General features: G+C 62.0%; 21 protein-coding genes and 1 tRNA gene. 8 read left to right on the top strand and 14 right to left on the bottom strand.

What is annotated here, in order from left to right:
- Positions 1–30 precede the first annotated feature (30 nt).
- The 4 genes from purQ to purC are packed head-to-tail and all read right to left on the bottom strand — an operon-like array spanning position 31 to position 2802.
- Entirely contained in the window at positions 31–699 is a 669-nt protein-coding gene (purQ, locus tag FTO60_RS06780) for a phosphoribosylformylglycinamidine synthase subunit PurQ (protein ID WP_148055248.1), read from the bottom strand.
- 11 nt (positions 700–710) lie between these two features.
- Positions 711–1754: a zinc-dependent alcohol dehydrogenase family protein gene (locus FTO60_RS06775; protein ID WP_148055247.1), complete on the bottom strand. Its 1044-nt coding sequence runs from the start codon at positions 1752–1754 to the stop codon at positions 711–713.
- Positions 1754–1984 (bottom strand): phosphoribosylformylglycinamidine synthase subunit PurS, encoded by a 231-nt coding sequence (purS, locus tag FTO60_RS06770; protein WP_148055246.1) that lies wholly within the window; start codon positions 1982–1984, stop codon positions 1754–1756. Before purS ends, FTO60_RS06775 begins: the two co-directional genes overlap by 1 nt.
- Positions 1985–2040: 56 nt before the next feature.
- A complete protein-coding gene (gene purC / locus FTO60_RS06765) occupies positions 2041–2802 on the bottom strand; it encodes a phosphoribosylaminoimidazolesuccinocarboxamide synthase (RefSeq protein ID WP_148055245.1) in 762 nt (253 codons plus the stop codon).
- 150 nt (positions 2803–2952) lie between these two features.
- Between purC and FTO60_RS06760 the strand changes: the two genes are divergently transcribed.
- From FTO60_RS06760 to bmt, 3 genes are all read left to right on the top strand, one after another.
- On the top strand, positions 2953–3267 hold the full coding sequence (locus FTO60_RS06760) for a DUF1476 domain-containing protein (RefSeq protein ID WP_148055244.1): 315 nt from the start codon (positions 2953–2955) through the stop codon (positions 3265–3267).
- A 171-nt stretch (positions 3268–3438) separates the two neighbouring features.
- Positions 3439–5361, top strand: a complete 1923-nt coding sequence (locus tag FTO60_RS06755) for a phosphatidylglycerol lysyltransferase domain-containing protein (RefSeq protein ID WP_148055243.1) — start codon at positions 3439–3441, stop codon at positions 5359–5361.
- 35 nt (positions 5362–5396) lie between these two features.
- On the top strand, positions 5397–6410 hold the full coding sequence (bmt, locus tag FTO60_RS06750; protein ID WP_148055242.1) for a betaine--homocysteine S-methyltransferase: 1014 nt from the start codon (positions 5397–5399) through the stop codon (positions 6408–6410).
- Here bmt and FTO60_RS06745 read toward each other — a convergent pair.
- Positions 6407–7489 carry a PA0069 family radical SAM protein gene (locus tag FTO60_RS06745; RefSeq protein WP_148055241.1) on the bottom strand — a complete coding sequence of 361 codons (1083 nt, stop codon included), beginning with the start codon at positions 7487–7489 and terminating at the stop codon, positions 6407–6409. The genes bmt and FTO60_RS06745 overlap by 4 nt on opposite strands.
- A gap of 172 nt (positions 7490–7661) precedes the next feature.
- Between FTO60_RS06745 and FTO60_RS06740 the strand changes: the two genes are divergently transcribed.
- On the top strand, positions 7662–8363 hold the full coding sequence (locus FTO60_RS06740; protein WP_148055240.1) for a B12-binding domain-containing protein: 702 nt from the start codon (positions 7662–7664) through the stop codon (positions 8361–8363).
- A gap of 72 nt (positions 8364–8435) precedes the next feature.
- A complete protein-coding gene (locus tag FTO60_RS06735; RefSeq protein WP_148055239.1) occupies positions 8436–9071 on the top strand; it encodes a DUF1638 domain-containing protein in 636 nt (211 codons plus the stop codon).
- Positions 9072–9129: 58 nt separating this feature from the next.
- Here the strand turns inward: FTO60_RS06735 and FTO60_RS06730 are convergent, their stop codons facing one another.
- Entirely contained in the window at positions 9130–9537 is a 408-nt protein-coding gene (locus FTO60_RS06730) for a SufE family protein (RefSeq protein WP_148055238.1), read from the bottom strand.
- 118 nt (positions 9538–9655) lie between these two features.
- Here FTO60_RS06730 and FTO60_RS06725 point away from each other — a divergent pair, with 118 nt between their 5' ends.
- Positions 9656–10138 (top strand): hypothetical protein, encoded by a 483-nt coding sequence (locus FTO60_RS06725; protein WP_148055237.1) that lies wholly within the window; start codon positions 9656–9658, stop codon positions 10136–10138.
- On the opposite strand, the gene rnd is transcribed toward FTO60_RS06725, so the two are convergent.
- From rnd to purM, 3 genes are all read right to left on the bottom strand, one after another.
- The gene (rnd, locus tag FTO60_RS06720; RefSeq protein WP_148055236.1) at positions 10135–11295 is read right to left on the bottom strand and encodes a ribonuclease D; all 1161 of its coding nucleotides are present in this window, start codon (positions 11293–11295) and stop codon (positions 10135–10137) included. The genes FTO60_RS06725 and rnd overlap by 4 nt on opposite strands.
- A 63-nt stretch (positions 11296–11358) precedes the next feature.
- Entirely contained in the window at positions 11359–11952 is a 594-nt protein-coding gene (gene purN / locus FTO60_RS06715; protein ID WP_148055235.1) for a phosphoribosylglycinamide formyltransferase, read from the bottom strand.
- Positions 11949–13001: a phosphoribosylformylglycinamidine cyclo-ligase gene (gene purM / locus FTO60_RS06710; protein ID WP_148055234.1), complete on the bottom strand. Its 1053-nt coding sequence runs from the start codon at positions 12999–13001 to the stop codon at positions 11949–11951. The genes purN and purM overlap by 4 nt, the downstream gene beginning before the upstream one ends.
- A gap of 101 nt (positions 13002–13102) precedes the next feature.
- Here purM and FTO60_RS06705 point away from each other — a divergent pair, with 101 nt between their 5' ends.
- Entirely contained in the window at positions 13103–14017 is a 915-nt protein-coding gene (locus FTO60_RS06705; RefSeq protein WP_148055233.1) for a sterol desaturase family protein, read from the top strand.
- Here the strand turns inward: FTO60_RS06705 and FTO60_RS06700 are convergent, their stop codons facing one another.
- Complete coding sequence (locus FTO60_RS06700; RefSeq protein ID WP_148055232.1) at positions 14018–14257, bottom strand: hypothetical protein; 240 nt, start codon at positions 14255–14257, stop codon at positions 14018–14020.
- A gap of 117 nt (positions 14258–14374) precedes the next feature.
- On the opposite strand from FTO60_RS06700, the gene FTO60_RS06695 reads away from it, so the two are divergent.
- Positions 14375–14451: transfer RNA gene (locus FTO60_RS06695), tRNA-Ile, on the top strand.
- An 8-nt stretch (positions 14452–14459) separates the two neighbouring features.
- On the opposite strand, the gene FTO60_RS06690 is transcribed toward FTO60_RS06695, so the two are convergent.
- The 4 genes from FTO60_RS06690 to narI form a co-directional block, all read right to left on the bottom strand.
- Positions 14460–14978, bottom strand: coding sequence for a DUF2478 domain-containing protein (locus FTO60_RS06690; protein WP_148055231.1), 519 nt, complete (start codon positions 14976–14978; stop codon positions 14460–14462).
- Between the two features lie 103 nt (positions 14979–15081).
- The gene (locus FTO60_RS06685; RefSeq protein WP_148055230.1) at positions 15082–15633 is read right to left on the bottom strand and encodes a hemerythrin domain-containing protein; all 552 of its coding nucleotides are present in this window, start codon (positions 15631–15633) and stop codon (positions 15082–15084) included.
- A gap of 4 nt (positions 15634–15637) precedes the next feature.
- Positions 15638–16450 carry a peptidylprolyl isomerase gene (locus FTO60_RS06680; protein WP_148055229.1) on the bottom strand — a complete coding sequence of 271 codons (813 nt, stop codon included), beginning with the start codon at positions 16448–16450 and terminating at the stop codon, positions 15638–15640.
- A 5-nt stretch (positions 16451–16455) separates the two neighbouring features.
- Positions 16456–17193: a respiratory nitrate reductase subunit gamma gene (gene narI, locus FTO60_RS06675; protein ID WP_148055228.1), complete on the bottom strand. Its 738-nt coding sequence runs from the start codon at positions 17191–17193 to the stop codon at positions 16456–16458.
- Positions 17194–17201: the final 8 nt, after the last annotated feature.

The following is a 17201-nucleotide window of genomic DNA, read 5'->3' as shown; positions in this document are numbered from 1 at the left end:
CAGCTTACGCCGCGCCACCTCTTCGGGCAACTAGCCAGCGACCAGTTGATCGGCCAATCCGCGGAACATCGCCGCCCCGTCAGTGCCGCCGTGGGCGGTTTCCGCCGCGCGTTCAGGATGGGGCATCATCCCCAGCACACGGCGATTTGCGCTCAGCACCCCGGCAATATCGGCGACCGATCCGTTGGGGTTGTCGCTGTAGGTAAAGGCCACGCGATCATCGCCCCGCAGGCGCGCCAGCGTGTCGGAATCAGCGAAGTAATTGCCATCGTGATGGGCAATGGGCACTTGCAGGGTGTCCCCTTGCTTGTAGCCTTGGGTAAAGGCGCTGTCGGCCGTTTCCACGGTCAGGCCCACTGTGCGGCAGATATATTTCAGGTTCTCGTTACGCAACAATGCGCCGGGCAGGATGCCGGTTTCGGTCAACACCTGAAAACCGTTGCAAACCCCCAGAACGAACCCGCCGCGATCGGCATGGGCCACAACCGCGCGACAGATCGGCGACTGCGCCGCAATCGCCCCACAGCGCAGATAATCGCCAAACGAAAACCCGCCCGGGATCGCGACAATATCCAGTCCTTGGGGCAGGTCCGCATCCTTGTGCCAGATCATCTGCACCGCCGCGCCCGCATTTTGCAGGGCCACGGCCATGTCACGATCACAGTTCGATCCGGGGAAAACGATGACGCCAGCTTTCATGGGAGGCTCCGTTATTGGCTAAAGTCGGTAATGACCGCCACGCCGGGCGGTGCAGGATGATCAAAGGCGGCCAATTCGTCACTGACCTTGCCCAGCGGAATGCGCCGCGCAATCAGCGGCGTCAAGTCCACATGACCCGCCTGAATAAAGTCGAGCAGCGCAGGGTAGCGCCAAGCGGCCATGCCACGGGTGCCGAAAATCGCCAGTTGGCCGCTATAGACCCGGTCCATCGGCAGGGCCATCGTTGCATGATCCCCGGCGGGCATGCCCACCTGCACCATGCGCCCCAGCTTGGCAAGGCAGTGCAGCGCAGGCACCGTGGTCGCGGCAATGCCCAAGGCCTCGATTGCGACATCCGCGCCGCCATCGGTGATCGCGTGGATGCGCGCGGCGGTGTCGCCCGTGCGGGCATCCACCACGTGATCGACCCCCAGCGCCAGCGCATGGGCCAGCTTTTCAGGCACCGTGTCCACGGCGATCACGCGCGCGCCAAGGCCACGCGCCAGCAGGGCTGCCGACAATCCAACGCCGCCCGTGCCAAACACCGCGACCCATTCGCCCGCCTGCACTGCCGCGCGCCCCGTAAGCGCCTGCCATGCGGTGGTCACACGGCAGCCAAGGGCAGCAGCAAGGGCGGGGTCCATCCCATCGGGCAGTGCTGTGAGGTTGGTATCGGCAAAAGGCACGGCGATCATTTCGGCGAACGCGCCCTGGGCCGTAAAGCCCGGCAGGATCTGGCGGGCGCAGGTGGTTTGGTGGCCGCGGGCGCAGGCGGGGCATTGGCCACAGGCCAGAATGAACGGGGCGATTACACGATCCCCTTTGCGCCAGCGCGTCACCCCCTGCCCCAGGGCGATGACTTCGCCGCAATATTCATGACCGGGGATATGGGGCAGCGTCACATCAGGATCGGCCCCGGTCCAGACATGCCAGTCAGAGCGGCACACACCGCAGGCCAGCAGGCGCAGGGTAACCCCGCCCGCAGGGGCATCCGGTGTGGGCAGGTCCACAGCTTGAAGCGGCGCGCGCCACTGATCAAGCTGCATGGCCCGCATCAGATCACCTCGATGCGGTAGCTTTCAATTACTGTATTGGCGAGCAGCTTTTCGCACATTTCGCCAATTTGTGCCTCGGAGGTGCCATCGGTCAGATCAAGTTCAATCACCTTGCCCTGACGCACCGCGTCCACACCCGTGAACCCAAGCGTGCCAAGCGCGTGTTTCACAGCCGCCCCCTGGGGGTCCAAGACCCCATCTTTCAACATGACGTGAACCCGTGCTTTCATGGTCTTACCTTCAATCTTGTCTTGCCAAAAATGTCCAATGTTCCCGGATCGCGCGCCTAGTTGATCAGCGTCGGTTTCGGGATCGACGTGGTATTGCTGGGCATGACACCCAGACGGCGCGCCACTTCGGTATAGGCGTCCGTCAGGTTGCCCAGATCGCGGCGGAACACATCCTTGTCCAGCTTGGTGCCGGTTTCGATGTCCCACAGGCGGCAGCTATCGGGGCTGATTTCATCGGCCACCACAAGGCGCTGATATTCGCCATCCCAAACGCGGCCCACTTCGATCTTGAAATCGACCAGCTTGATCCCGACCCCGTGCATGACGCCGGACATGAAATCATTGACCCGCAGGGCAAGGGCAACAATATCGTCCATGTCCTGCTGGGAGGCCCAGCCAAAGGCTATGATATATTCTTCGGGGACCAGCGGATCACCAAGGGAATCGTCCTTGTAGCTGAATTCGATGATCGGGCGGGGCAGTTGCGTGCCTTCTTCCATCCCCAGGCGTTTGGCCATCGACCCGGCGGCATAGTTGCGCACGATCACTTCCAGTGGGATGATGTCCACGGCACGGATCAACTGTTCGCGCATATTCAGCCGTCTGATGAAATGGGTTGGCACCCCGATAGCGGCCAGCCCGGTCATGAAAAACTCGGACAGGCGGTTGTTGAGCACACCTTTTCCGTCAATCACGGCTTTCTTTTCGCCGTTGCCTGCGGTGGCGTCATCCTTGAAGTATTGCACCAGTGTTCCGGGCTCGGGGCCCTCGTAAAGGATCTTGGCCTTGCCTTCATAGACCAGCTTGCGACGTGCCATGCATTGCTCCATCTGTCGCGGCGGCACCCCAGTGCGGGGCGCGGGGCAGCACACGACTTAGGCCGCGTCATACGCCAAGCCCCCCTTGCGGGCAAGCGCCCAGCGGGGCATATCTGATGTAACATTAGTCCAACCAAGAGGTTCCCGCCCATGTCCACCTTTGATGATCGTGAAAACGCCTTTGAGGCCAAATTCGCCCATGACGCTGAAATGCAGTTCAAAGCCGATGCCCGCTGCAACAAACTGCTGGGCATCTGGGCGGCTGACCTGTTGGGCAAAACCGGCGCGGATGTTGATGCCTATGTGCAGGACGTGATCAAATCCGACTTTGAAGAAGCCGGTCACGAGGATGTCTATCGCAAGTTGTTCGCCGATATCGGTGATCAGGTCGACGAGGCCACGATCCGCGCCAAGATGGCCGAATGCATGGCGCAGGCCAAGGCACAGCTTGTGCAAGAACTCTAAGATTTTCATAAACTTGCGCGGCATTTCGCGCGGTTTTCAGTGGAAAAATGCGGCGCGTCGGGGCGATCTCCCGGCGCGCCGCCATGATGAGGGGCGCTGTTAACACGCCATTCATGCAAGCGGCCTAAGCCTTGGGAACAGCCGGTGGACCGGCGCATTCGGGGGGCCGAAATGACAACCATTCACCATCTGGATCCGCGTGCAGGGCGTGGTGACACCTTGGCCAGCGACTGGCGGTTTCTGGGCCGCCTGTTGCCCGTCGCGGCTGTTGTTATCTTTGGAATTTTGCTGGCGCGCAGGATTGGGGATATCGACACCGCGCATGTCTGGGACAGCCTTGGGGCGACCACACCGGCGCAATGGGCGCTGTCGGCTTTGGCGACTTTCGCCAGTTTTTGCGCGGTCGGGCAATATGACGCAGGGGTGCACAGGATGATGCACACGGGGGTGGCACCGGTTGATGCACGCCGTGCCGGTATGCGCGCGATCGCCCTGGGGCAGACCCTTGGATTTGGCAGCCTGACCGGCGCATTGGTGCGCTGGCGCTGCCTGCCGACCCTTGGGCTTTGGCGCACAACGCAGATTTCCGTGCTGGTGAGCCTGTCATTTCTGGCCGCATGGGCGGTTGTTGCGGCCGTGATGGTGGCGCTGACCGGCCTGCCGCTGCCCGGCACGATGATGCAAACCGTCACGGGGGCAACGGTCACGGGGGCAACGGTATTGCTGGGGCTTGCGGTGGTGGCCACGTTTTTCATGCTGCGCAAGACCGGCGCGCGCACGGGGCTTGGCGATCTGGGGGCGATGCTGCTGTGGTGCCTGATTGATACAGCCTGCGCGGCACTGGCGCTTTATGTGCTGTTGCCCGCCGGTGTCGCGCCCGCGCCTGCCCTCTTTTTCACGGCCTATCTTCTGGCGCTTGGGGCTGGGCTTCTGTCAAACGCACCGGGCGGGATTGGCGCGTTCGATCTGGCCCTGCTGGCCTGTCTGCCGCTGGTGGATGACGCGGCAGTTCTGGCAGCGCTGATCGCCTTTCGCGTGACCTATTATGCGGTGCCGGCGGCCCTGGCCTTTGTGTCGCTGTTGCGCGCGCCCCGTTTTGGCCCGGCGCAACATCTCGCGCCGTTGCGCGGCCTTACCCTTGCGCGCGCGCTGCAAGCCCCGCCCCACCCAGAATGGGCGCTGTCCCATCAGGGTGCCAGTATTTGGAGCGATGGGGCAAATGGCTGGATGGTACAAAACGTTGCGGGGCACGCCTGCACCATCGGCCCGCCCAAGGGCGCGGCCAGCCACGCGGATATCACGCAGATCGCGCGCCGCCTGGGGCGTCGGCCTGTCTTGTACAAATGCGACTGCGCCAGCGCCCTGCGCGCGCGCCGCGCGGGCTGGGCCGTGCGCCGGATCGGGGCCGAGGCACAGATCACACCGGCGCAATGGTCCAAGGACGGCCCGCAACACCGTCAGTTGCGGCGCAAGCTGCGCCAGGCCGAAAAGGCTGGCGTGACGATCAGCCAGACGGGCACCCTGCCCATTGCCGAGATGCGCGCGCTGGCCCGCAGGTGGGCTGCACGGCACGGCGGCGAAAAAGGCGTATCGATGGGACGGTTCGATCTGCGCATCCTTCCCGGGCAGCAGGTGTTTCTGGCCCATGTGGGCGGCGCGCTGATCGGTTTTGTCACGTTTCACACCAGCCCCACGGCCTGGTCGCTTGATCTGATGCGCCACGATGACGATCTGCCCGATGGCACGATGCATGCGCTTGTCACCGCCGCGATTGATGCCGCGCACCGACAGGGTATCGCCCGCCTCAGCCTTGCCGCCGCGCCGCTTGGCTTGCCCGACCGTTTGGCACGCACCGCGCAGGGGCTGATCCGCTTCAAGCAAAGCTTTGCCCCGCGCTGGCAACCGCTTTATCTGGCGGCGCCCGGTTGGCTGGCCCTGTTTTATGCAGGTCTGGCGCTGGCAGTGGCCATTCACCGCCCGCCACCCCTGCGCAGCCAGTCTATGCTGCATCAGGATGATAATCTTTATGCAGAAAATACATTTGAAACCCCGGGCAACCCGTGTCATGGCCCATTGGCAACTCTTACTGGCTAGGGATACCCCTTGCCATATGAACAGGCTGCCCGATCATGACAAACGCCCTTTCCCGCCTCCTTGAAACCCGCGACTGGCTGCTGGCCGACGGCGCGACAGGCACAAACCTGTTCAACATGGGGCTGATGTCGGGCGATGCACCGGAAATGTGGAACGAAGACCACCCCGACCGGATCACCGCCCTTTATCAGGGGGCAGTCGACGCGGGCAGCGACATTTTCCTGACCAACAGCTTTGGCGGCAACGCCTCGCGCCTGAAACTGCACGGGGCGCAGTCACGCGTGCATGATCTGAACCGAATCGCCGCGGCAATCGGGCGCGAGGTGGCCGACGCCGCCGGCCGCCCGGTCGTCGTTGCCGGTTCTGTCGGCCCCACGGGCGAAATCATGTCGCCGATGGGCACCTTGACCCATGAAAGCGCGGTGGAAATGTTCCACGAACAGGCCGAGGGGCTCAAGGCGGGCGGGGCCGATGTGCTCTGGGTCGAAACGATCAGCGCCGCCGAGGAATTCATCGCCGCGAGCGAGGCATTCGCGCTGGCCGATATGCCCTGGTGCGGCACGATGAGTTTTGACACAGCCGGGCGCACGATGATGGGGCTGACCAGCGCGGAAATGGTCAAGATGGTCAATAAACTGACGCATAAACCCCTGGCATTCGGGGCAAACTGCGGCACGGGCGCGTCCGACCTGATGCGCACGATCCTTGGGTTTTCAGCACTTGGTCCGCAACAGCCGATCATCGCCAAAGGCAACGCTGGCATCCCGAAATATCATGACGGACATATCCACTATGACGGCACGCCAGCGTTGATGGCCGATTACGCCGTGCTGGCGCGTGATGCAGGCGCGACGATCATCGGCGGCTGCTGTGGCACCACGCCCGAACATCTGGCGGCGATGCGCGAGGCGCTGGAAACACTGCCCGCGGGTCCGCGTCCGACGTTGGACCAGATCACCGCGCAGCTTGGCGCATTTTCCTCGGCCTCGGATGGCACGGATGGGGCCGGCCCTGTGCGCGCGCCCCGCCGTGGTCGGCGCAAGGCCTAAAACAGCGCCAGTTGGTCGCCCGCTTTTGGTGGCACCGCAAACAGGTCCCTGCGCAGCGGTGTCAGCCTGCGATCCAGGCCCAGCCGCGCCGTGGCCAGCTTGACCCTTGCGCGCAAAAGGGCCGCCCATTCCCCCTGCCCCGTCATGCGGCTGCCAAAGGCGGGATCATAATCCTTGCCGCCATGCAAATCACGCACGCGGTTCATGATCCGCGCGGCGCGATCGGGAAAATGCGCCTGCACCCAATCGGCAAACAGCGGCGCAACCTCGCGCGGCAGGCGCAGCACGATGGAACTGGCCGCCACCGCGCCCGCATCGGCGCAGGCGGCCAGTATCGCCTCAACCTCGTGATCGGTCAGCCCGGGCACCACCGGTGACACCATCGCGCGCACCGGAATCCCGGCATCGGCCAGGCGACGGATCGTTTGCAGGCGCCGTTTGGGGGCGGGTACGCGCGGCTCCATCGCCCGAGAGATTTTCGCGTCCAGACTGGTGACCGAAATGCCGACCCGCAACAGCCCTCTGGCCGCCATCGGTGCCAGAATATCAATGTCGCGTTCAATCAGAACACCCTTGGTCACGATCGCCAGCGGGTGATTGAAAGCCGCCAGCACCTGCACCAACCCGCGCATGATTTCATGCGCCTTTTCAATCGGTTGATAGGGGTCCGTATAGGTGCCAATCGCCAGTGTATCGGGCACGTAGCCTTTGCGCGACAGCTCGCGGCGCAACTGTTCAGGCGCACTGGGGCGGGCCACCAGACGTGTCTCGAAATCAAGCCCGGGTGACATGCCCAGATAGGCATGCCCGGGGCGCGCATAACAGTAAATACAACCGTGTTCGCAGCCGCGATAAGGGTTCACCGAGCGATCAAACGACAAATCGGGCGATGTATTGCGCGAAATCACACGGCGCGACACCTCCTCGCGGACCTCGGTGCGCAGGGGCGGCAAATCATCCATCCGCGCCCAGCCATCATCCACCGCCTCGCGACTGTAGGGTTCAAAGCGGTTGGTGTCATTGCTTTGGGCTGCCCGCCCGCGGGCGGTCCCGTGCAGGGGTGGCGGTGCATGCGACATGGGCCAACATTAGAACATAACAGGAACGCATGAAAGACCCGCATCACGATTCCGCAAATTTTTCATTTGTGTTAACGTCGGTCACGGTTCAGGCAGTGTCGCAATCGGTTCAGCCAGTTGCGACGTTTCAGCGCAATTCTGGCGCCAAGAAACACCCATGCGGGAGCGACCCATGTCCGAAGACGACGACATCATCCTGAGCGAATTGAACGACGAAGATCTTGTCGCGCAGATGTTCGACGACCTTTACGATGGCCTCAAGGAAGAGATCGAGGAAGGCGTGCATATCCTGCTGGACCGCGGGTGGGAGCCTTACCGCATCCTGACCGAGGCGCTGGTCGGCGGCATGACCATCGTCGGTCATGATTTCCGTGACGGCATTCTGTTCGTCCCCGAAGTGCTGCTCGCCGCCAACGCCATGAAGGGCGGGATGTTTATCCTCAAGCCGCTTTTGGCCGAAACCGGTGCGCCGCGGGTGGGCAAGATGGTGATCGGCACCGTCAAGGGCGATATCCACGACATCGGCAAGAACCTTGTGGGCATGATGATGGAAGGCGCCGGTTTCGAAGTAGTCGACCTTGGCATCAACAACGCGGTCGAGGCCTATCTTGAGGCGCTCGAGGCCGAACAACCCGATATCCTTGGCATGTCCGCCCTGCTGACCACCACCATGCCCTACATGAAGGTCGTGATTGATACGCTGGTCGAAAAAGGCATCCGCGAGGATTACACGGTGCTGGTCGGCGGCGCCCCCCTGAACGAGGAATTCGGCAAGGCCATCGGTGCGGACGCCTACTGCCGCGACGCCGCCGTGGCCGTGGAAACCGCAAAAACCTTTATGGCGCGCAAACACAATCAGGGTGCCAGCGCCTAGGACACGCACTGGATTTGCACAATCCGGCCCCGTGTCCCATGCTGGCGCGGGGCTTTTTCATGGGATCAAACGATGCGACCGGACGATCACAGCCTGACAACCAGCGGACTGCCCGCCAAGGGGCAAGGTCGGGTGCTGTTGCTCGCCTGTGGTGCGCTGGCCCATGAAATCCTCGCGCTGAAAGCCACAAACGGCTGGGATCATCTGGATTTGCACTGCCTTCCGGCGATCTTTCACAACACGCCAGACAAGATCACCCCCGCGATCGAGGCCGCCGTGACAAAACATCGTGGCGCTTACGACGACATCTTTGTCGTCTATGCCGATTGCGGCACAGGCGGGCAGTTGTTGGAAAAGTGCAAGGAATTGGGCGTTAAAATGGTGGAGGGCCCGCATTGTTATTCGTTTTTTGAAGGCAACGATGCCTTTGCGGCGCGTGAAGAAGTCACCGCCTTCTACCTGACGGACTTCCTTGTGCGCCAGTTTGACGCCTTCGTGTGGAAACCGCTGGGCCTGGATCGCCACCCGGAGCTGCGCGACATGTATTTCGGCAATTACGAAAAACTGGTCTATCAGGCACAAACCGATAATCCGGCGCTCACGGCCAAGGCCAAAGACTGCGCCGCCCGCCTTGGGCTGAAATTCGAGCGGCGCGCGACAGGCTACGGCGATCTGGCCACGACGCTGGCCGCAATCCCGCGCACCTAGTTTCATCTTGCCGAAAATACCTCGGGGTGTTTGAGGGGCGGCGCCCCTCATCAAAATATCATGCCTGCGCAGCAGCCAATTTGATCCGTTCAACCATCGCGCGCAGCCCATTAGAGCGTTGCGCCGAAAGATGATCGTTCAGTCCCAGCCGCCCCAGTTCGGCCCTTGCATCGATCGCCCCGACCTGGTCCACGGGCACCCCGTTATAAAGCGCGGCCAGCACCGCGATCAGCCCGCGCACGATCATCGCATCGCTGTCGCCACGAAAGGAAAACACGCCGCCATCGGTGTTTGGCAACAACCAGACCTGCGAGGCGCAGCCGTCAACTTTGGTCGCGGGCACCTTGAATGCGTCCTCCAACGGCTCCAGCCCCTTGCCCAGATCAATCACATGACGGTAACGATCTTCCCAATCGTCAAGGAATTCAAAGGTTTCCGCGATATCTTCAAAACTCTCGGTGGCCATGCCTGTCCCCTTTTGACTGCCCTTGATTTAGGGTCTGTGACACCAGAGGTCCAGTGCGTGCTTTTCAAGCGCGCGCTGATCGGCTAGCAATTGGCAAAGCGAAATGAAGGTCCTGATCATGATCCGTCCCCTGCTCCTCTCGGCTGCGATTGCCCTCACCCTTTCGGGATGCGCGCGCATCGCGGAGTCGCGTTTCAATCCGGTGAACTGGTTTGGACGCAGCACCGTAGAGGCGTCAGCGCCCACGGAAATCCGCCCGCTGGTCCCCGAAGGGCGCCGCGCCCAGGTCGTGGAAGGGCGTGAACTCGTGCAAAGCGTGACCGCCATGCGGATTGACCGCACGCCGGGCGGCGCAATCGTGCATGCCACGGGCCTGGCCGCGACGCAGGGATATTTCAACGCGCAGCTTGTGCTCGCAGGTATCGAAAACGGCGTAATGACGCTGGATTTCCGCGCCGAAGTGCCGGCTGGGTTTCAGGCGATCGGGCCGGACCGCTCGCGCCGAATCGATGCCGCCTATACGTTGTCGGCGGCTGAACTGGCGGGGATCCGCACGGTCCGCGTGCAGGGCGCACAAAACGCCCGCACCGCCCGTCGCTAATCCAGATTGACGGCGATCACATTGCCGCCCTTGGCGGCCAGCGCCACCTTGCCATCACACAGGCGCAGCGCATCCTCGCCAAACACCTCTTTGCGCCAGCCTTTCAGGGCTGCGACATCGCGCTGCCCCGCCGCGATCAGATCAAGATCAGAAGCATTGGCGATCAGCTTTTGCGCGACCCCCTCGCCTTCGGCCTTGGCTTTCAGCAACACGCGCAACAGGTCCGCCAAAGCGGGGTTCACCTGCAGCTTTTCACGTGATCTGTCGGGGTTGGGCATATCTTCGGGGCGGGTGTTGATCCCGGCCTGCACGGCAGCCAGAATCCCCTCTGCGATCTCGCCGCGCCGGGCCTCGCGCAGCAACAGGCGCGAGCGGCCCAAATCCTGTTCACTGGCCGGTTTGGTCGAAGCCAGTTCGACCAACGCATCGTCCTTGAACACCCGCGTGCGCGGCACATCGCGCGATTGTGCGTAAAACTCGCGAAACCGCGCCAATTCACGCACAATCGCCAGAAACTTGCCCGAATTGGTGCGCGTCTTGACCCGTTCCCACGCCCGATCGGGATCGGCCCGATATGTTTCAGGCGCATTCAGGATCGCCATTTCCTCGGCGACCCATTTGTGGCGCCCCGACTTGGCCAGTTCCGCGGCGAGAAATTCGTAAACGCCGCGCAGGTGGGTCACATCGGCCAGCGCATAGGTTTTTTGTGCATCAGTCAGCGGGCGGCGTGACCAGTCGGTAAAGCGCGAGGATTTATCGACCTGTTCGCGCACGATCTTGCGCACCAGGGTCTCGTATCCGACCTGTTCACCAAAACCGCAGACCATCGCCGCGACCTGGGTGTCAAACAGAGGTTCGGGGATAACGCCTTTGTCCACATAGAAAATTTCAAGATCTTGACGCGCGGCGTGGAACACTTTGACAACGCCGTGATCTGCAAAAAGGGCATAAAGCGGGTCAAGCGACAGCCCGTCCGCCAGCGGATCAACCAGCACCGCATCATCTTTGCCATCCCCCGCAAAGGCAAGCTGGATCAGGCACAGTTTGGAATAGTAGGTGCGTTCGCGCAGGAACTCGGTATCGACCGTCACATAAGGAAATGCGGCTGCCCGCGTGCAAAACTCCGCGAGATCGTCGGTCGTTGTGATGGTTTTCATTATGGCCTGTTCCACTGCGCGTTTTCACAGTGATAGGCCAAGCCCCCGCCAAAGGAAAGGGCGCTAGCCCAGCATCACCGGACGGCTGTCACCACTGGCAAATCGGCGCAGCACCGCAGGATAAAGCGCGTGTTCCATCGGCAAAAGGCGGGCGGCCAATGTCTCGGGCGTGTCGCCCTTGTTTATGGCGATACGGGCCTGCCCCAGGATCGGCCCATCGTCAAGCGCGGCGGTGACCTGATGCACGGTGCAGCCATGTTCGCTGTCGCCCGCGTCCAACGCGCGCGCATGGGTATGCAGCCCTTTGTATTTCGGCAATAGTGACGGATGGATATTGAGCATCCGGCCTTCCCATTTGGCGGTGAAATCGGCCGTCAGGATACGCATGAAACCGGCCAGGCAGATGATATCGGGGTTCGCAACTTCAAGTGATGCATTAAGAGCGCCCTCGAACGCACTGCGATCTTTGTGAAATTTGCGATGGTCAATAACTGCCGTGGCAATACCTAATTCGGCCGCTTTCGCCAGCCCGCCCGCCTCTGGATCGTTTGACAACACCAGAACGGGCCTTGCAGGGTGGTCGCCCGTCATGGACTGCGCCAGCGCGACCATGTTCGACCCGCCACCAGAGATCAGGATGGCGACCCGTTTTGTCACAGCAGGTTGCCCGTGTAGGCGACCCCTGCGGTATCGGTCACATGGCCCATCTGATAGACCGTTTCGCCCATATCCGTCAGCAGCGCGGTCAGCGACCGGGCCTGATCGGGGGCCACGACCAGCATCATGCCAACACCGCTGTTGAAGGTCTTGAGCATTTCACCCGCGTCCATCCCGCCCTGATCGGCAAGCCAGGCAAAGACCGGTGGCAGGGTCCAGCTGTCCAGATCGATCGCCGCGCCCATGCCGTCCGGCAGAACGCGCGGCAGGTTTTCCGTAAGGCCCCCGCCGGTGATATGCGCCAGCGCATGCACGCCCCCTGCCCGCACCGCCGCCAGCGCCTGTTTCACATAAAGCCGCGTCGGCGTCAGCAGCGCCGTGCCGAGGGGTGCGTCGCTCCACGGACAGGCATCGCCCCATCCAAGTCCCGAGCGTTCGACCACGCGGCGCACCAGCGAATAGCCGTTGGAATGCACACCGTCGCTGGCAAGCCCCAGCAGCACATCGCCCACTGCCACGCCTGCGGGCAGGTCCGTGCCACGCTCCATCGCGCCCACGGCAAAGCCAGCCAGATCAAAGTCCCCCGCCGGATACATGCCCGGCATTTCCGCCGTTTCACCGCCGATCAGCGCACATCCCGATCGCACGCAGCCTTCGGCGATGCCCTCGATGATGCGCGCGGCCTGATCCAGTTCAAGCTTGCCAGTCGCAAAATAATCAAGGAAAAACAATGGCTCTGCACCTTGGCACACCAGATCGTTGACGCACATCGCGACCAGATCGATGCCCACGCCATCGACGTTTCCGGTATCAATGGCGATGCGCAGCTTGGTGCCGACACCATCCGTGGCCGCGACGAGAACCGGATCGACAAATCCCGCGCTCTTTAGGTCAAACAGCGCACCAAACCCGCCGAGGCCCGACATCGTGCCGCTGCGCTGGGTGCGTTTGGCCGCAGGTTTGATACGATCCACCAACGCATTGCCCGCGTCAATATCAACACCTGCATCCGCATAGGTCAGCCCGTTTTTGCAGTGATCTGCTGCCATGTCACATCCCCTTGAAACCTGCCCGCAGGCGATAGCGCTTTTGGCGGCCACGGGCAACAGGCGCGCTTGACGCGGCGGCCACTGGCTGAAATCTTGCGCCAATGGAGCGCATTCGCGAATATCTGACAGGTTTTCTGGGGCTGGGTGAGCTTTTGTCACCGGTTTATGTCGTGACATTTGTCATGATCGGCTGGGCCTGGTTCAAATATCGCCACATCAGGGGGAGTTTCTGGGCCTACCTGTTCCCCAAGGCGATCTGGTCACACGAATCGACGCGCGCGGACCTGTCGTTATTCGCTCTTGGTCAGTTGATGGTATTTTTCCGGTTTGGCGCGCGCTTTGCCGCTACACCGATTGTCGCGGCCTGGGTCGCGCAATTTGGTCCCGGACCGGTGATCGACCACGCGCAGATATCGCCGGTGACAATCGCCCTGCTGATGTTTCTGATTGCCGATTTTTCGCTTTACTGGATCCATCGCGGCTATCACACGATTGCCACGCTGTGGCCGCTACACGCCGTGCATCATAGTGCGGCCGTTCTGACGCCGCTTACAGCCTATCGCATCCACCCCGTCGGCAGCCTTGTGACGACGTCGTTCAACGCGGTGATTTTCGGGACGATCTTCGGGCTGTTGCTTGGCGGGCTTGGCGCGGAGCTGAGCATTGCGGAAATCGCCGGCGCGAACGCCTTTGTGGTGGCCGTTAACCTTGTGCTCACGAACTTTCACCACTCGCATATCTGGATCAGCTTTGGTCCCGCGCTTGAACGTCTGGTGATCTCTCCGGCGCAGCATCAGGTGCACCACTCGATCAACCCGCAGCATTACAACAAGAATTATGGTCAATCCCTTGCGCTATGGGACTGGATGTTTGGCACGCTTTACCTGATCGGCGAGGATGAACAGATCACATTCGGGCTGGAAGGCCCCGTCGATGCGCCCTTGATGACACAGCGATTGGCGCCGATCCTGATTGATCCGTTGCGCCGGATGGTGTTTCCAAAGTCCGGCGGGTGATCAGAACTTCATGATCACATCATCATCGGTCTGATCGGTGGTGTCGCGTGGTGCGGTGTTGCGCGTGGTCGTGCCGCGACCGTTGATAAGCATCAGCGCCCCCACGACGATAAGCACAAACAACACACCCTCGCCCGAGCCCGAGCCCGCAGGCAGCGCCGTTGAATAGGATGTCGCGACAGCACCCGCTGCCGCAGACGTGGCCGACACAATGGCCATCCCAGCAAGTAAGAACTTCATTACATTTCCCCGTCTTCGTTTCCCAATATGGAAAACGCTAACAGACACAGCCGCACCGCGCCACAAATTTGTCCCGGCAGCTTGACCGCCCCGCCCGCCATGATACGACACTGCACGGGGCCTGTAGCTCAACTGGTTAGAGCAGAGCGCTCATAACGCTTTGGTTGCGGGTTCAAGTCCTGCCGGGCCTACCAATTCCCCGTCATGCCGCGCAGGATTCGCCTGTAGCTGCGCGCAGCCATGCCGCAAGTGCGATCACGTCGGGCGCGATTTCTTCGGCCATGCCGCCGCAAAATTCCTCGAACGCGGGCTTGTTGAGCGTGTTCAGCCCCACCAGCACAGGGATGTCCATCGCCAGCGCATCGGCAATGACGCTGCGGAAACCGCGCCCTTCGGCCTCGTGCTTGCCGAATTTGTTGATGATCAGCAGATCCGCCCCCTGTTCCAGACTGGCGGCCACCATCGCAACGGCGGTTTCCAGTGCGTCTGGGTCAAGCCGGCACCCGTGCGAGGCGCGCCCCAAGGCCTGTGAAATCCGCAGGACGGCGCCATCGGGCAGCACCTGAACGTCCATATCGCAGGGGCCGGCATCGGCGCGGTCGGTATTGGTCTGCACAAGGCCACAGGTGCGATAGCCCTGCGCCCCCAAAGACCGGGCCAGCGCGTGCAGCAAAAGGTCCGTATCGCCGCGCCCCTGCGCCATTGTGTATGCAATCTTCATTGTGTGGTCCTATCACTGTGGTTGTCTGTGTGTTGAAAATGCCCCGACCCGACCGCGTTACCGGGATCGCGCGACCGCTGCACATCGCATTTGAAAAGGTCATTCAGCATGGCGCGTCCAGCAGGCGGTCAAGGCCGCGGCGTTTCAGCATGTTCCGGCGCATCCGGTTCAGGTCAGAACTGCGCAGCCGCAGCCGTGCCAGCGGCAGGATGATGGCGTTTTCAAAGATCAGATGGCGGCGCGCATTGCGGGCGTAATCGACCAGAACCGCCCGCCCCGCCGCGTCGATCCCCGGCTCCGCCAAAAGTGCAATCACAACCGGCGTGTCGTCACCTGCGTGCCGGTGATCGTTTTGCACTTTGTTCAAGGCTTTGTCGATTTCATCTTCGGGGTCACATCTGCGGCGCAGCATCGGGAACAGGTCTTGTTCCTCGTCCTCAAGATGGGCGGGTAACTGGTATTTCAGAAAGGCGGTGATACGTTCGCAGATGTCACCGTCAGGGGCGGCGCTGGCGGCAACACCGTCCATCAGCGCACAGATTTCTCGTTCGGCCAGATGGTCCTCGGCGATGAAATCAAGCGGATTGGCAAAACCGGGAAGTTCCGGCAGTGCCTTTTTCGCGTGCGCTAACAGACGGATGTCGCGGCGGCCCATGCGTTTATCCTTGTGGTATGGCCTTCCCCAATTCGGCCCCCTGAATGTCGGCCGTGGCGACCAGACTGGCGATAAAGGCGCGCGACTGGCGCACCCACGCGGCCTTTTCCAGCGCGGCGGCGATCTTGTCGCGCACGGCGTCAAAGGGCAGCACCTGCCCCGGCGCCACTGCATCCATGCGGATCAGGTGATACCCGTGGCGCGTCAGCACGGGGGCCTGGGTCATTTCGCCCTCGGCCAGTCCGCGCAGCGCATCTTCGAATTCGGGCACCGTGTCACCCGGCCCCAACTGGCCCAGCGCCCCGCCCGAGGATTTCGAGCCGCAATCGCTTTCGCGCGCGGCCAACGCGGCAAAGCCCTTGGCATCGGCCCCCTGCACAATCGCCAAAAGACCGTTCGCCCGGGTCAGCGCCTTGGCGGTGGCCGCGGTGTCGCGCGGATCGCAGGCGCACAGGATATGCGAAACCTCCCACAAGGGATGCGAGCGAAAGCGCGCGGGGTCTTTGTCCCATTCGGCCTTGACGTCGGCCGCGCTGGGGGGGGCCACATCCACGGCCCCGTCAAGAAGCCCCCTGATCAGGGCCTCCTCGTCTGTTTCAAAGCGGCCCGGGGCGACTTCTTCGGGTGTCGCCTGCAGATCGCGTGCCCGTGCCTCTTGCAACAGCAGGGTGCGGATCGCGACCGCATTGGCGGCCTTGCGCCAGGCGATGCCCGGTTTGCCCGCAGGCGCGTCCTGATTTTGCGTCTCGGCGGCGACAACGGCATGGGGCACCGCTTCGCCATTCACGACCAGATCGGGGAAAAGTGCTGCGTTCATGTGCCCTACTCCGCCGGTGTTGTGGTTTTGCGGTCAGCAAGTGGTTTCTGACGGCGCGACCGCACGATCTGATAACCCGGACGCAGCAGATACCGGAACGGTGCCGCAAAGCCGGAAATCAGATGCACAAGACGCGTGAACGGAAACAGAATGGTGATCAGCAAGCCAAGGAAGATGTGCACCTTGTAAAGCCAGTTCACGTCAACGACCAATTCCCATGCATTGAGGTTCAGCGTCACTACCGACTGCGACCATGTCATGAAGCGCACCATTTCAACGCCATCCATGTGTTGCAGCGTCAGGGTGATCGTCGCCAGCCCGATGAACAGTTGCAGCCAAAGCAGCACCAGAATGCCGATGTCGGCGAAACTTGTGTGCCGCCAGATGCGCGGATCGCTGACGCGGCGATGGATCAGGATCGTGGCACCGATCAGCGCCGTGAACCCGGCCACCCCGCCAAGCACCACCGCCGCCCACTGTTTGGCGACATAGGGGATGCCCAGCGCATCGAGCACGGCAACGGGCGTGAAAAGGCCAACCAGATGGCCGCCAAACACGGTGATGATGCCAACGTGAAACAGGATCGAGCCCCAGACCAGTTGCTTGCGCCGCAAAAGCTGGCTCGAGGACGATTTCCACGTGTAGGGATCGCGTTCATAGCGGGCGATTGACCCGACAATCAGCACGGTCAGCGCGATATAGGGCATGATGCCAAAGATGAAATAATCAAGTTGTTCTTGCATGTCTCTCT

Origin of the sequence: Octadecabacter sp. SW4, from assembly GCF_008065155.1 — a bacterium.
Classification (GTDB): domain Bacteria; phylum Pseudomonadota; class Alphaproteobacteria; order Rhodobacterales; family Rhodobacteraceae; genus SW4.
Note: the sequence above shows the minus strand (reverse complement) of the source record. Positions and strands in the feature narration are given on the sequence as shown.

What these genes read in the sequence shown, in the direction of transcription:
- purQ (WP_148055248.1), bottom strand. Translation starts at nt 699, where the DNA reads ATGAAAGCTGGCGTCATCGTTTTCCCCGGATCGAACTGTGATCGTGAC.
- FTO60_RS06775 (WP_148055247.1), bottom strand. Translation starts at nt 1,754, where the DNA reads ATGCGGGCCATGCAGCTTGATCAGTGGCGCGCGCCGCTTCAAGCTGTG.
- purS (WP_148055246.1), bottom strand. Translation starts at nt 1,984, where the DNA reads ATGAAAGCACGGGTTCACGTCATGTTGAAAGATGGGGTCTTGGACCCC.
- purC (WP_148055245.1), bottom strand. Translation starts at nt 2,802, where the DNA reads ATGGCACGTCGCAAGCTGGTCTATGAAGGCAAGGCCAAGATCCTTTAC.
- FTO60_RS06760 (WP_148055244.1), top strand. Translation starts at nt 2,953, where the DNA reads ATGTCCACCTTTGATGATCGTGAAAACGCCTTTGAGGCCAAATTCGCC.
- FTO60_RS06755 (WP_148055243.1), top strand. Translation starts at nt 3,439, where the DNA reads ATGACAACCATTCACCATCTGGATCCGCGTGCAGGGCGTGGTGACACC.
- bmt (WP_148055242.1), top strand. Translation starts at nt 5,397, where the DNA reads ATGACAAACGCCCTTTCCCGCCTCCTTGAAACCCGCGACTGGCTGCTG.
- FTO60_RS06745 (WP_148055241.1), bottom strand. Translation starts at nt 7,489, where the DNA reads ATGTCGCATGCACCGCCACCCCTGCACGGGACCGCCCGCGGGCGGGCA.
- FTO60_RS06740 (WP_148055240.1), top strand. Translation starts at nt 7,662, where the DNA reads ATGTCCGAAGACGACGACATCATCCTGAGCGAATTGAACGACGAAGAT.
- FTO60_RS06735 (WP_148055239.1), top strand. Translation starts at nt 8,436, where the DNA reads ATGCGACCGGACGATCACAGCCTGACAACCAGCGGACTGCCCGCCAAG.
- FTO60_RS06730 (WP_148055238.1), bottom strand. Translation starts at nt 9,537, where the DNA reads ATGGCCACCGAGAGTTTTGAAGATATCGCGGAAACCTTTGAATTCCTT.
- FTO60_RS06725 (WP_148055237.1), top strand. Translation starts at nt 9,656, where the DNA reads ATGATCCGTCCCCTGCTCCTCTCGGCTGCGATTGCCCTCACCCTTTCG.
- rnd (WP_148055236.1), bottom strand. Translation starts at nt 11,295, where the DNA reads ATGAAAACCATCACAACGACCGACGATCTCGCGGAGTTTTGCACGCGG.
- purM (WP_148055234.1), bottom strand. Translation starts at nt 13,001, where the DNA reads ATGGCAGCAGATCACTGCAAAAACGGGCTGACCTATGCGGATGCAGGT.
- FTO60_RS06705 (WP_148055233.1), top strand. Translation starts at nt 13,103, where the DNA reads ATGGAGCGCATTCGCGAATATCTGACAGGTTTTCTGGGGCTGGGTGAG.
- FTO60_RS06700 (WP_148055232.1), bottom strand. Translation starts at nt 14,257, where the DNA reads ATGAAGTTCTTACTTGCTGGGATGGCCATTGTGTCGGCCACGTCTGCG.
- FTO60_RS06690 (WP_148055231.1), bottom strand. Translation starts at nt 14,978, where the DNA reads ATGAAGATTGCATACACAATGGCGCAGGGGCGCGGCGATACGGACCTT.
- FTO60_RS06685 (WP_148055230.1), bottom strand. Translation starts at nt 15,633, where the DNA reads ATGGGCCGCCGCGACATCCGTCTGTTAGCGCACGCGAAAAAGGCACTG.
- FTO60_RS06680 (WP_148055229.1), bottom strand. Translation starts at nt 16,450, where the DNA reads ATGAACGCAGCACTTTTCCCCGATCTGGTCGTGAATGGCGAAGCGGTG.
- narI (WP_148055228.1), bottom strand. Translation starts at nt 17,193, where the DNA reads ATGCAAGAACAACTTGATTATTTCATCTTTGGCATCATGCCCTATATC.